The 13,536-nt window shown below is 64.3% G+C and carries 11 protein-coding genes and 1 tRNA gene; 2 read left to right on the plus strand and 10 right to left on the minus strand.

The annotated features are described in order from the left end of the window. Window positions 1-37 precede the first annotated feature (37 nt). The 7 genes from rho to HCR84_RS10495 all read right to left on the minus strand — a co-directional run bounded on the left by rho (window position 38) and on the right by HCR84_RS10495 (window position 9,640). Window positions 38-2,212, minus strand: a complete 2,175-nt coding sequence (gene rho / locus HCR84_RS10465) for a transcription termination factor Rho (RefSeq protein ID WP_166981265.1) — start codon at window positions 2,210-2,212, stop codon at window positions 38-40. A gap of 178 nt (window positions 2,213-2,390) precedes the next feature. Further along, a complete protein-coding gene (gene thrB, locus HCR84_RS10470) occupies window positions 2,391-3,311 on the minus strand; it encodes a homoserine kinase (protein ID WP_166981263.1) in 921 nt (306 codons plus the stop codon). Beyond that, window positions 3,308-4,393, minus strand: coding sequence for a threonine synthase (thrC, locus tag HCR84_RS10475; protein WP_166981260.1), 1,086 nt, complete (start codon window positions 4,391-4,393; stop codon window positions 3,308-3,310). Before thrC ends, thrB begins: the two co-directional genes overlap by 4 nt. Beyond that, a complete protein-coding gene (locus HCR84_RS10480; protein WP_166981256.1) occupies window positions 4,393-5,703 on the minus strand; it encodes a homoserine dehydrogenase in 1,311 nt (436 codons plus the stop codon). The genes thrC and HCR84_RS10480 overlap by 1 nt, the downstream gene beginning before the upstream one ends. Beyond that, a complete protein-coding gene (gene lysA / locus HCR84_RS10485; protein ID WP_166981254.1) occupies window positions 5,700-7,100 on the minus strand; it encodes a diaminopimelate decarboxylase in 1,401 nt (466 codons plus the stop codon). The genes HCR84_RS10480 and lysA overlap by 4 nt, the downstream gene beginning before the upstream one ends. 85 nt (window positions 7,101-7,185) lie before the next feature. Further along, window positions 7,186-7,974, minus strand: coding sequence for an LmeA family phospholipid-binding protein (locus HCR84_RS10490; RefSeq protein ID WP_166981251.1), 789 nt, complete (start codon window positions 7,972-7,974; stop codon window positions 7,186-7,188). A 1-nt stretch (window position 7,975) separates the two neighbouring features. Then, entirely contained in the window at window positions 7,976-9,640 is a 1,665-nt protein-coding gene (locus HCR84_RS10495; protein ID WP_166981248.1) for an arginine--tRNA ligase, read from the minus strand. Between the two features lie 107 nt (window positions 9,641-9,747). Between HCR84_RS10495 and HCR84_RS10500 the strand changes: the two genes are divergently transcribed. Next, complete coding sequence (locus tag HCR84_RS10500) at window positions 9,748-10,395, plus strand: arginyl-tRNA synthetase (protein ID WP_166981246.1); 648 nt, start codon at window positions 9,748-9,750, stop codon at window positions 10,393-10,395. A 1-nt stretch (window position 10,396) separates the two neighbouring features. On the opposite strand, the gene HCR84_RS10505 is transcribed toward HCR84_RS10500, so the two are convergent. Then, window positions 10,397-11,191 (minus strand): transglutaminase-like domain-containing protein, encoded by a 795-nt coding sequence (locus HCR84_RS10505; RefSeq protein WP_166981243.1) that lies wholly within the window; start codon window positions 11,189-11,191, stop codon window positions 10,397-10,399. Between the two features lie 158 nt (window positions 11,192-11,349). Between HCR84_RS10505 and HCR84_RS10510 the strand changes: the two genes are divergently transcribed. Then, window positions 11,350-11,422: transfer RNA gene (locus tag HCR84_RS10510), tRNA-Arg, on the plus strand. Between the two features lie 146 nt (window positions 11,423-11,568). On the opposite strand, the gene HCR84_RS10515 is transcribed toward HCR84_RS10510, so the two are convergent. Together HCR84_RS10515 and HCR84_RS10520 are read right to left on the minus strand one after the other, a co-directional pair. Continuing rightward, window positions 11,569-12,513, minus strand: a complete 945-nt coding sequence (locus HCR84_RS10515) for a M23 family metallopeptidase (RefSeq protein ID WP_235940646.1) — start codon at window positions 12,511-12,513, stop codon at window positions 11,569-11,571. Between the two features lie 175 nt (window positions 12,514-12,688). Continuing rightward, a complete protein-coding gene (locus HCR84_RS10520) occupies window positions 12,689-13,528 on the minus strand; it encodes a DUF3097 domain-containing protein (RefSeq protein ID WP_166981240.1) in 840 nt (279 codons plus the stop codon). Window positions 13,529-13,536: the final 8 nt, after the last annotated feature.

The following is a 13,536-nucleotide window of genomic DNA, read 5'->3' on the forward strand; positions in this document are numbered from 1 at the left end:
TACGGAGGCACGCAGAGCAAACGGGTTCGACAGTCAGCTAACGGTGGTCGCGCTCGTGCCCATTCGAGGTCGGCTGAGGCATCGACTTCTGCATCTGCACAAGAAACTCGACGTTTGACGACGTTTCCTTGAGCTTGCCAAGCACCACTTCGAGTGCCTGCTGCGTGTCGAGCCCCGCGAGAGCGCGACGCAGCTTCCAGGTAACCTTCACCTCGTCTTGGCCGAGCAGCATCTCTTCGCGACGCGTTGACGACGCGTTGACGTCGATCGCCGGGAAGATGCGCTTGTCCGCGAGCTGACGCGAGAGGCGCAGCTCAGAGTTGCCCGTGCCTTTGAACTCCTCGAAGATCACTTCGTCCATCTTCGAGCCGGTCTCGACAAGCGCCGTCGCAAGGATCGTGAGCGATCCGCCGTTCTCGATGTTGCGCGCTGCGCCGAAGAAGCGCTTTGGCGGGTAGAGCGCCGCAGCGTCGACGCCGCCCGAGAGCACACGCCCGCTCGTGGGAGCGGAAATGTTGTATGCGCGGCCCAGACGCGTGATGGAGTCGAGAAGCACGACAACGTCGTGTCCGAGCTCGACGAGGCGCTTTGCACGCTCGATGGCCAGTTCGGCAACCGTTGTGTGGTCTTCCGCAGGGCGGTCGAAAGTGGAAGCGATCACTTCGCCCTTCACCGTGCGCTGCATGTCGGTGACCTCTTCTGGCCGCTCATCGACCAGCACGACCATGAGGTGAACCTCTGGGTTGTTCGTCGCAATTGCATTGGCGACCTGCTGCAGAACGATCGTCTTCCCCGCCTTGGGCGGTGCGACGATGAGTCCGCGCTGGCCCTTGCCAACAGGTGCGATGAGGTCGATCAGCCGCTGTGTGAACTTACCCTGCACTGTCTCCATGCGCAGGCGCTCCTGCGGGTACAGCGGAGTCAGGTCGCCGAACTGCACTCGGTCGGCCGCTTCATCGACGCTCTGGCCGTTGACGGAGTCGACCTTGACGATCGCGTTGTACTTCTGGCGGGAGTTGTGCTCGCCTTCGCGAGGCTGGCGGACAGCGCCGACGATGGCGTCACCCTTGCGAAGGTTGTATTTCTTGACCTGGCCAAGTGAGACGTAGACGTCGCTCGCTCCAGAGAGGTAGCCCGTCGTGCGCACAAATGCATAGTTGTCGAGCACGTCAAGGATTCCCGCGATCGGAACCAGCACGTCGTCTTCGGTGATCTCTGGCTCAACATCGTCATTCTGGCCGCGCTTGCGGTCACGGTAGCGGCCCCGTCCACGACCACCCTGGTCGTCATTCTTTCCGTCATTGCGATTACCGTCATTGCGATTGCCGTCGTTGCGATTACCGTCATTGCGGTCACCACGACCCTGCTGGCGATCGTCGCCCTGGTTGTCGCCCCGGTTGTTGCGATTGCGGTTGCGATTGCGTCCGCGCCCACGCTCGTCGTTGTTGTTGTTTCCGCTTTGGGAATCGGAATCAGAGGCGTCATCCGACGTCGCGTCGTCTTTCGGCGACTGCCTGCTGTCGCTGTCGGCCTGCTTCGAGCCGTTCTGGTTGCCCTGGTTGCCCTGGTTACCCTGGTTACCCTGGTTACCCTGGTTGCCCTGGCCGTTCGAGTCCGTGTTGTCGTCGTCGCCCTTGCGACCACGACGGCGGCCACCTCGCTTGCCGTTCTTCTTTTCGCGCTGGTCGGAGCCGTCAGCGGCATCCGACGTTGCGGGCGCGTCGTCAGAAGGTGCATTGTCGGAAGCGGCCTCGTCGCTGGGCTTCTCTGTGCCCTGAGCGGGCCGCTTGGATGACCGCGAACGGTTCTGAGCGCCCGCGCGAGGCTCGTCGAGCACAGATTCTGCTGCCTGCTCGGGAGTCGTCTCTACGGGAGTCGTTTCCACTGGGGTCGTTGATGCCGGCGCGTTGCCGTCGTCGGCCGCGCTCGGCGCCGCCGGTTCAATGATCGGCGTCGACACGCGACGCGATGTGCGCTTGGCCGGCTGCCTTTCTTGCGTTGCGGTGGCAACCTCCGTCTCCGTCTGAAGCGAAGCGGTGCTGCTGCCGCCGCTCTGCTTCTCGGTTATCGCCGCGACAAGCTCGCCTTTGCGAAGCTTTGAAGCGCCTTGAACGCCGAGGCCCGCCGCGAGCTTCTGCAGCTCGGCAACCTTGAGCGATTGGAGGTTGGTACCGCGGTCCGCGCCTTCTGCGCGGGTTCCTGCGTCTGTCACTAGAGAGTATTCCTTTCTCAGCCTGGCTATCGATGATGAACCAGGGAGAGCCGCTTACGCCGCTGCGATACCCCGTAGATGGGGAGCGCGTCGATCGCATCAGAACACGATACACGTCGGGTAAGGGCTGTGATTGGTGAATGATCCGAGGGCCAGATTCACCCTGGCGGGTGGTTCCCTATAAGATCGCTTCTACTGTAGCACCCTTGAAGTCGACAGCGAGCATCTCTGCCCGCCACGGTGTGGCGGCCTCGTTATCGACCAGCCGTGCGGCTTCCAGACGTTCCCCCGGGCCGTCGCAGAGCACGAGGATCGAGGGCCCAGCTCCCGACACGACGGCGGCGTGGCCGTTGGCTCGAAGCAGCGCGATGGTTTCGGTCGTCTCGGGCATCGCCGCCGCCCGATAGCTTTGGTGAAGCTTGTCCTCTGTCGCGTGAAACAGCAGCTCGGGGCTCTGCAGCATTGCGGCAACCAACAGCGCAGAGCGCGAGACGTTGAACACGGCATCAGCATGCGGAACGTTGACGGGATGCAGTTCGCGAGCGCGGCGCGTTGACAGTGTGGTTTCGGGAATGAACACCAACGGAGACACTCCCCTGTGCGCCATCAGCTTCTTGTGCCGCGGGCCCTCTGCCGACGTCCAGGCGATCGTCAGCCCCCCGAAGAGAGCGGGCGCCACATTGTCGGGGTGTCCCTCAAGCTCCGAGGCGATGCCGAGCAACAGCTCTTCTGTGAACGTCACCGAACCCTCGAGAAGGCCCTTTGCCGCGGCGATGCCCGCAACGACAGCCGCACCAGAAGAGCCAAGTCCACGGCCGTGCGGAATCGCATTGTGCGCTTCGATGTGAAGGCCAGGAGCCTCGTGACCGACAGCGGCGAAGGTCGCGATCGCAGACGAGGCGACGAGATTTGTCTCATCAACCGCGACCTCGCCCTCGCCGACACCATGGACGTCGACGGTCACGCGCTTCTCGGCGGTCGCCGTGACCGTGAGCTCGTCGTACATCGACAGCGCAAGTCCGAGCGTGTCGAATCCAGGCCCGAGATTCGCCGACGTGGCGGGAACCTTCACCGAGACACGGCGCCCGGCGAAACTCACGCGCGTGCCTCGCCGCTGAGCCCGAGAACGCTGGCAACCTCAGCCGCATCCACGGGAACGATCGTCGGATGAACATCGCCGCCGTCTTCTGTGCGAAGAGCCCACTGTGGATCCTTCAAGCCATGGCCGGTCACCGTCAGCACGCACGTCGAACCGGCAGGAATCACTCCGGCCTCCGAGCGCTCGAGCAGACCGGCCACGCTGATCGCCGACGCCGGCTCGACGAACACGCCGACCTCGCTCGACAGAATCTTCTGCGCACGAAGAATGTCGCGGTCTCCGATCGCGCCGAAGTAGCCGTCGGTCTTCTCGCGCGCCTGCGTCGCGAGCTCCCACGATGCGGGATTGCCGATGCGAATCGCACTGGCGACGGTCTCGGGGTTCTTCACAACGGCACCATCGACGATCGGCGCGCTTCCCGCGGCCTGAAAGCCGAACATGCGCGGCAGCTTCGTCGAATCGCCGTAATCGATCGACTCGGAGTACCCGCGCGTGTAGGCGGTGTAGTTACCCGCGTTGCCAACCGGGATGAAGTGAAAATCAGGGGCATCGCCGAGCACTTCGACAACCTCGAACGCCGCTGTCTTCTGCCCCTCGATGCGGTCGGGGTTCACCGAGTTCACGAGGTGAACCGGGTAGTTGGCTGACATCTCGCGGGCGAGGTCGAGGCAATCGTCGAAATTGCCCTGCACCTGAATCAGCTGCCCCCCGTGCGCGACGGCCTGGCTGAGCTTGCCCATCGCGATCTTTCCCTCGGGAACGAGAACGGCTGCCGTGATTCCGGCGTGAGCCGCGTACGCTGCGGCCGACGCCGAGGTGTTGCCCGTCGATGCGCAGATGACGGCCTTCGCACCGTGCTCGATTCCCTTCGAGATGGCCATCGTCATTCCGCGGTCTTTGAATGACCCGGTGGGGTTCATTCCCTCGAACTTGACGTATACCTTCGCCCCTGTGCGCTGCGACAGCGACGGCGCGGGGATCAGCGGCGTTCCGCCCTCGCCGAGCGTGACGACGGGCGTCGCGTCTGAGACGTCGAGACGCTCGCGGTATTCATTGATGACTCCACGCCACAGGTGTGCCATTACTGGGCTCCTTCAACTCGCAGGACACTGACGATTCGGTCGGTCGCGCTGGCGTCCTGCAACGCGTCGACGACCGCGCGAATAGATTTTTCCCTCGCACGGTGGGTTCCGATGATCAGCGTCGCGAGGCCATCCTCGTCGTCGCCGATCGTCTGCTCGATCGTCTGCACAGAGACGCCGTAGTTCGCAAAGATTCCCGCAACCTCGGCGAGCACACCCGAGCGGTCTTTGACCCGAAGGTTGATCTGGCACTTCGTGATGACATCGTCGATGGGCAGAAGAGGCAGCGCCGCGTGATTCGACCCGTTCAGTCCGGGGCCGCCCGCGACGTGGCGTCGTGCCGCCGAGACGATGTCACCGAGAATGGCGGATGCTGTCTGCAGACCGCCCGCACCTGCGCCGTAGAACATGAGCGGCCCTGCCGCCTCAGCGTCAACGAACACCGCGTTGTTCTCCGCGTACACGGAGGCAAGCGGATGCTCGCGCGGGACGAGTGCGGGATACACGCGTGCAGAGATGCCGAGTTCCCCGTCTGCTGTTGTGAGTCGCTCGGCGACGGCAAGGAGCTTGATCACGTAGCCCGCGGATTGAGCGGCCTGAATCTGCTCCGCTGTGATGTCGGAGATGCCCTCTCGGTGCACCTTGCCCGCATCAATCTGAGAGTGAAACGCGAGGCCCGCGAGAATCGTCACCTTCTGCGCCGCGTCGTAGCCCTCAACGTCGAGAGTCGGATCGGCCTCGAGGTAGCCTGCTTCGAACGCGAGCTTCGATGCCTCGTCCATGCTTTCGCCGAAACGATCCATGCGGTCGAGAATGAAGTTTGTCGACCCGTTCACGATCGCGAGAACGCTCGTGATGTCGTCGCCCGCGAGGCTGTCGCGCAGCGGGCGCAGAATCGGAATCGCCGCGGCAACGGATGCTTCGTAGGAGATCTCTGCGCCGACCCGCTCGGCCGCGTCGAAGAGTTCAGGGCCATGCGCCGCGAGCAGCGCCTTGTTTCCCGTGACGACGTCGGCACCGCTGTTGACGGCCGCCAGAATGTATGACTTGGCCGGCTCGATGCCGCCGATGAGCTCGATCACGATGTCGGCACCGAGAATCAGCGATTCGGCGTCCGTCGTGAACAGTTCGCGGGGCAGCTCCACGTCTCTCTTGGCATCGACGTCGCGAACGGCAATCCCCACGAGTTCCAAATCAGCGCCGGCGCGTGCAGCAAGCTCCTGACGGTTGTCGATGAGCTTGCGGGCAACTTGCGAACCAACGGAACCGGCCCCGAGCAGGGCCACCCTGAGGGTGCGGCTGTCGATCATCGTCCATCCAATCCGGCGTCACGCGCCATGAGGTCGGCTTCCGTCTCTCCGCGCACGATGACGCGTGCGCGACCGTCGCGGACGGCAACGATGGGCGGCCGTCCCAGGTAGTTGTAGTTGCTGGCCAGAGACCAGCAATATGCACCCGTCGCGGGTACAGCGAGCAGATCTCCCGGCTCGACATCTGACGGAAGGTAGTCAGCAGAGACAACGATGTCGCCCGACTCGCAGTGTTTTCCGGCGATGCGCACCAACGCGGGGTCCGCGCCGGACTGCCGAGAGGCGATGCGCACAGAGTAATCCGCCTCGTACAGCGCAGTGCGTGCGTTGTCGCTCATTCCGCCGTCGACGCTCACATAAAGGCGCGTTCTCGTGCCGGACTCGGTCTCAACGTCAACGGACTTGGTTGTTCCCGCCTCGTAGAGGGTGATGCCTGCTGTGCCGATGATCGTGCGCCCCGGCTCGAAGGCGACATCCGGAATCGGAATCTGAAGCAGCGCGCATTCGTCGCTGACAATGCGCGCGATCGCGTCGGCAAGCTCGCCGATCGGCGTCGGGTCGTCAGCACTCGTGTAGGCGATGCCGAACCCTCCTCCGAGGTTGAGCTCGGCAACGGGCCCTGTGCGCAGCAGCTCCTTGTGAACGGCGAGAAGACGCGCGGCCGACTCGGCAAAGCCGCCCGACCCGAATATCTGCGAACCAATATGACAGTGGAGCCCGATGAACTCCAGGCCCGCGAGTGCCCGAATGCGCGCAACCGCGTCGGGGGCCGCCTCGAGCGACAGACCGAACTTCTGGTCTTCATGGGAGGTGGCCAGAAACTCGTGGGTGTGTGCGTGAACTCCGCTGTTGACCCGAAGCCGCACGCGCTGCCGCGATCCGTGGCGCGCGGCGGCCTCCGCAACCCTGTCGATTTCTTGGATGCTGTCGATGATGATCGTTCCGACGCCAGCGGCAACGGCGCGATCGATTTCGGCGCGCGACTTGTTGTTTCCGTGGAAGCCGATCTCGGCCGCCTCGACACCGGCGGCGAGCGCGACGCTCAGTTCTCCACCCGAGCACACATCGATGCGGCAGCCGGCCGCGACCATCCATCGGGCAACCTCGCTCGTCAGGAGCGCCTTGCCCGCGTAGTAGACATGAGCGCGACTGCCGATCTTCGCGAAGGCACTCTGCAGGGCGCCGCGCACCTCATCGGCGCGCCCACGCGCGTCGTGCTCATCGATCACGTAGAGGGGGGTGCCGAACTGCCGGGCCAACTCTTGCGACGACACGCCGCCGATCGTCAGTTCGCCTGAATCGGCGCGGGTCGCTGTGCTCGGCCACAGCCCAGGCGCGAGCGCATTCGCGTCGCCGGGCTCGACGAGCCACGAGGGGGCGAGTGGGTTATGCGTCACAGAAGACCGTTCGTGTGGTGCGGGAGAGATACTTCAGTCGCAGAAAGTCTACCGAGAGAGCATGCCGTCTGACGCATTCACCGCTTCACGAGGCGTCACACGAGCCTCGGGAGTCGAGGTCAGGACCGTTCCGCGGCATATCTGTCGCCGACAGCGTCAGGGTGAGCTCCTCCGGTGTGACATCGATGTCGTCGACGCTGATGCCCTCGGGCAGAGACGAGGCGACGCAGACTGTGACCGGTTCATTGCCGAGCAGGTTGTTGACGAAGGCGGTCAGGTCAAGGTTGCCCACATCTGTGGCAACGCGAACATCCACCGGAGTGAGGCTCACCGAGTCGCCGTGTGCTGTGGGCTCGGTGACAAGCGTGTATCCGACGGCGAATCCGAGAAAGCTCGATGACTGGTCGTAGCTCAGAGTTCCGTCACCGAGGCTCAGCTGCGGGTCAGCGCCACCGAGAGCGAGCAGCGCGTTTGCGGCATCCTCTCCCCCGGTCACAACCGCGGTCGTCTCGTCGATTGTTCCGTTTTCGTCAAGCGGAACGCCGTGCGCCGTCACGACGATATCGAACGGGATGCCGCCGACCTCCGCGTCGCGGGCTGCGACAGTCACGTCGTTAAACGTTCCGGCGATCAGCTGGGGAAGGAAGAATCCTCCGCCGATGCTCACCTCAAGGTCGGCGTCGACGGTGTCGGGAAGCTTCGACTCCAGGGCATCTTCAACACCATCTTGCGCCATTCCGCGAACGAGTCCGTCAGCGAGCCACAGGGCAAGGCCAATCACCGCGATCGCCACGACGACAACGACGATCACAAGGGTTGCGCGTCGCCCGCCGCCTCGGTGCGGCACGGTCTGCGCCTCAGAAAGCCCGGTCACATCACATCCGCTCGGGCGCTGAAACACCGAGCAGGTCGAGGCCGTTGGCGATCACCTGGCGTGATGCATCGTTCAGCCAGAGTCGCGTGTGGTGCACGTCGTCTATTGTGTCGTCGCCCCGGGGAATGACACGGCAGTTGTCGTACCAGCGGTGGTAGAGACCGGCGATCTCCTCGAGGTAGCGGGCAACGCGGTGCGGTTCACGCAGCTCAGCCGCTTGAGCGACGATGCGCGGAAACTCCTGCAGCGCACCGAGCAGAGCGCCCTCTGTCTCGTGAGTGAGCGTCTCTGGCGCGAAAACGCTGCGGTCGACGCCCGACTCGGCCGCGTTGCGCCCGACCGCGCACGTGCGGGCATGCGCGTACTGAACATAGAAGACCGGGTTGTCGTTCGTGCGCTTGCGCAGCAGCTCCGGATCGAGGGTGAGCGGCGAGTCGGCGGGCGAGCGACCGAGGGAGTAGCGCAGCGCATCCGTTCCGAGCCACGCCTGCAGGTCGTCGAGCTCGATGATGTTTCCCGCGCGCTTCGAAAGCCGCGCCCCGTTGACGCTCACGAGCTGCCCGATGAGCACCTCGATGTCTTTCTCAGGGTCGTCGCCCGCGGCGCCTGCCACCGCCTTCAGCCGATGAACGTACCCGTGGTGATCGGCGCCCAGCAGGTAAATCTTGTGCGTGAAACCGCGGTCGCCCTTGTTGAGGTAATACGCGGCATCTGCAGCGAAGTAAGTGTAGACGCCGTTTCCGCGGCGAATCACGCGGTCTTTATCGTCGCCAAACTCGGTTGTGCGCACCCAGATCGCGTCGTCCTTGTCGTAGACGTGCCCCTGCTCGCGCAGTCGGTCGACGGCCAAATCGATGTCGCTCTTGCCGTCGCCCGACGAGGCGTGCAGCGTTCTCTCTGAGAACCAGATGTCGAAGTGCACGTTGAATCGGGCAAGGGACTGCTTGATCTCGTCGAGCTGCAGCCCATAGGCAATCTCGCGTGCTGTGCGCACGGCCTCGTCTTCGGGCATCTGCGTCAGCGCGGGGGCCTGCGTGAGCACAGCGTCGGCGAGTTCTGCGATGTACGCTCCCGGATAGCCGCCCTCTGGGGTCGGCTCGCCCTTTGCCGCGGCAAGCACCGAGAGACCGAAGGTGTCCATCTGGCTGCCCGCGTCGTTGATGTAGTACTCGCTTGCAACGTCGGCACCGGATGCTGCGAGCACTCTCCTGATGGAGTCACCGAGGGCCGCCCAGCGCGTGTGGCCGATGTGCAGCGGCCCGACCGGGTTCGCCGAGACGAACTCGAGGTTGATCGTCTCCCCCACGAGACTGTCGTTGCGCCCATAGGAGATGCCCGCGTCGACGATCACTTGAGCGAGCTGTCCGGCGGCCGCGGCTTCGAGCCGCACGTTGATAAACCCGGGGCCGGCCACCTCGGCCGACGCAACACCGTCTGCCTTGTGCAGTTCACCGGCGATCTCGATGGCGAGCTCCCGCGGGTTCGCGCCGAGTGTCTTTGCCAGTTTCATTGCGATGTTTGAGGCCCAATCCCCGTGATCGCGATTCTTCGGGCGCTCGATCGTGACCATCGACTCCGTCAGCTCAGCCGATGCGCCCTCACGACGACGCTCGGCAATGGGTGCGAGAATGCCGAACAAGACGCGCGAAAGATCAGATGGAGTCATGGTCATCGAGTCTAATGCCCGCTGTCTGGGTGCCCTGCGCGTTGACGCCGTTCTTTCGCGCCGCGTTGGTACTCTCGAATCGTCCCCGCCGCCTTCGAAAGGAACCCATGTCCGTCAGCAGCGCCGTCCTCCGTCGTAGCGCCGTGATCGCTCTCGCCCTCGGGAGTCTCACGTTGACGGCGTGCGCCCCTCCCGTGGGTCCCGACAGCACGCCGACCGCATCGGAGTCGTCATCCCCCACGCCGACGTCGTCGGATGGTCCCCCCGCAGACGAGCACCGTGAGAGCCCTGACGACACAGCAACCGCTCCCCCGAAGTCCACGCAGCATCCGGATGCCGGTGAGGACGTCGGGCTTGGCTGCGACGACGTGATCACGCTGCAGCAGATGTACGACTTCAACCCCAACGTGAGCGCGCTCGGCGAGTTCTCGCCCGCCGCCGACACTCCCGCGGCAAAGGTCGCGTCGTACAACGGCATCACCTGCCGATGGAGCAACAACACGAGCGGCCGAACGATCGACGTGGCGATTGCCAAGCTCGCACCGAAGACTCTCGATGATCTCGCGGCCGAGGCCGACGCGTCGGGGGAATCGGTGAAGACATACGGGGAGAAGGGCTTCTTCTCCCATTCGTCGGGAGTGGGCACGGCCCAGATCTTCACGGGAACGTACTGGGTTGTCATCTCTTCGAAGGACTTCTCTGACGCCCGCGGGGCCGAGCAGCTCGCGCAGTTCGTTCTCGGCAATCTGCCGTAGCTCAGGCGAGAACGGCCGCCGAGAGATGGTCATCGGCGACGAGTGTGTCGCTCACCGCGTTCACCGCGACGGTGGAGAGCCGCAGATTTCCGATGTGGTTCGTGAGAAAGGCGATGTCTGACGCGTCGCGTCCCGTCGAAATGCGAACGAGCGACGGGCGGGGAGCCAGACGAGTGGCGTCGACGACGTTCCACCGGCCGCCGACCCAGGCCTCAGCGACGGCGTGGAAGTCCATGGGAGAAAGCCCCGGGGCATAGACAGCGGCAACGCGAGCGGGCACGTCGCAGGCCCTCAGCATCGTCACCACGACGTGCGCGAAGTCGCGACACACTCCGCGCCCGACGTTCAGCGTCGTTCGCGCGCTGTCCGTTCCCGTGCTCGACCCCGGTACGTACTCGAGAGTCTCGTGTGTCCACGTCGCAACGGCGTTGACGAGCACAAGCCCGGTGAGACCGGCGAACATCGAGCGGGCCTGTACATAGAGGGCGTCTGATTCCGCGTACCTGCTGGGCCGCAGATACCCCAGCAGATCGATTTCGCGCACGGGCTCGATCGGCCGTGACCCGGCGACGTTCGCCGAGTAGAACACCTCGTAGGTTCCCTCGTCACCCGTGAAGCGCAGGATGCGGGTTCCGTGGCTGTCGACGATCTCTCGCGGCAGATAGACCCGGCCATTGTTCGTGAACGTAAACGATTCCGACAGAATCGGAGTTCCCGCGGCCACGGCAATTTGGAACAGCATGTCGCTCTGCCCGCCCAGGGTGAACTGGAGATGGGCATTCACGGTGCGCTGCATGCCTTCATCATCACACCCGGGGGCGCAACGCGGCAGGTGGAGTTCTCCCCACCACTCACTTCACGGCTGATGCACAGGCACCTCGCCGCGCCGCTTTTCGGGCGACGCCTCGCGGGTGCTAGCCTAGGTTCGCGCCGATGCGAGACATCGGGCGATTTGCCTCCGTAGCTCAGGGGATAGAGCGCCGGTTTCCGGTACCGAAGGTCGCAGGTTCGATTCCTGTCGGGGGCACAAATCAGACGCGGTCAGCGACTGCGACAGACGAAAGTGTGTCGCCGTTTCGCCGTCGTCGAGAAGCATCCGCCTGAGTCGACGTCGGTGACGCGCTGTGCTCCCTCACCGGCAGCGGCCAGGCGACGCGCTGCCTGGCAAGTGGTTCAGTATGCGCCGTTAGCGCGCAGCCAGCCCAGTGGGTTGACGAGACCGCCGTTGATCGTGATCTCGAGATGCAGGTGGTTCGCCGTCGAGCGCCCGGTGCTGCCCACGAGTCCGAGAACCTGCCCGGCCGTCACGTGCTGACCGACAGATACCTGGCGAGAGCCGTACGTCATGTGCCCGTACGTTGAACGCACGGTCTGGCCGTCGATCGTGTGCTCGACGACAACGCCGACACCGTATCCGCCGTAGCTCTCCTGTGAAACGACGACGACGCCATCAGCGACCGAACCGATCGGGGTGCCCCCCGCGATCAGAATGTCGACGCCGTGGTGCGATCCACCGCGGCTCATAAAGCCGTCGCCAATCGTTCCTCCGCTGGGAAGCGGCCAGCGCACGGAACCGTCACCGGCGATCGCGGAGTAAGGTCCTCCGCCTCCGGTATTGCTGTCCGCAGAGTTTTGCTTCTGCTCAGCGGCTCGCTTTGCGGCAGCCTCGGCCTCCGCCTTCTTGCGTGCGGCTTCGAGTTCTTCAGTCGTCGTCGCACCGTAGCTGTCTCGAATGAGATGAGTCGCCGGCGCGACGGCAACCTCGCTGGCGTCGAGAGTCTGAGCGGATGCCGTGGCGATGTCGTAGCTTGAGGGGCCGTGTGTTCCGGCGTCTTCCGGTGATGCGTAGGACGGCAGAGCCATTGTCGCGAAGAGACCGGGAACAACGAGGCCGACGAGTGCCGTCGATGCCCACGACCGCGCGATGCTTCTGCCCGAACGGGGCTGCTTCGCCTTCGCGGCGGGTCGAGTCGAGCGCGCTGCGGTTGGTGCCGATGGGTGCGAGGCTCCGCGGCTCGCAAGGCGACGGGCTTCCATCTCTCGTCGTGCGCGACGAGTAGCGGGTGCGTTCGGGGTGCCTTCTGAGGCGTCATGCCTCGTCTCGAACGAATCAGTCACCAGTACATCCTCCACACATGACACCGTGAATCGCTGGGTGCGAAAATCAGGGAATTCACCCCGCGTGTGCGACTCGACCGAGTGGGGGTCACCGGCCGGTAGTCATGCGAACTCATCCGAGGATACGGGAACATAACGATTTGTGCACGTCCCGTGGCGCGTTTGGTGAAAATTTTCAGGATGGCTCGGTGACGAAGTCGATCAGCTGCTCGACGCGGCCGAGCAGCTGCGGTTCCAGATCCGTGTAGCTCGACACCCGCCCAAGTATGCGCTTCCACGCCCGCGCGATGTCGGCCTGATCGGCGTGAGGCCAGCCGAACGCCTCGCAGATTCCGTGTTTCCATTCCATGCTGCGAGGAATCGTCGGCCAGGCCGAGATGCCCAGCTTCTCCGGCAGCACAGACTGCCAGATATCGATGTAGGGATGCCCGACGATCAGCACGTGGGCGCCGTGCGCCGACCGGGCGACCGTGTCGGCAATGCGGCTCTCTTTCGAGCCGGGAACAAGATGGTCGACGAGCACGCCGATGCGAGCGGTCCGCGTCGGGGCGGCCTCTCGAATAATCGCGTCGAGGTCGTCGATTCCCCCGAGATACTCCACGACAACGCCCTCCGATCTGAGATCATCGCCCCAGACTTTTTCGACGAGCTCCGCGTCGTGGCGCCCCTCGACGAAAATTCGGCTCTGCCGCGCCACCCGGGCCCTCTGGTCTGCAGCAGCGAACGAACCGGAGGCCGTGCGCGTCGGGCCTTTCGCCTGTGCCTTCGCCTTGACGAGCTCGACCGGCCTGCCGTCGATCATGAATCCTCTCCCGAGAGGAAAGGCTCTCACCGCGCCCGAAAAGTCCTCGAGCTCGACGGTCTGCCCCTCGACGCCGACGACCGCTCCGCACCAGCCGCTCCCCGCATCTTCGACGACGAGGCCCTTCTCAGCTTCGACCGCCGTGTGTATCGGCTTGCCGCGGTTCTTCCAATCGCCGGCGAGTACATCTGTTCCATACCGATCATGCGTCACCTGAGGAA

Source organism: Paramicrobacterium fandaimingii, from assembly GCF_011751745.2.
GTDB lineage: Bacteria > Actinomycetota > Actinomycetes > Actinomycetales > Microbacteriaceae > Paramicrobacterium > Paramicrobacterium fandaimingii.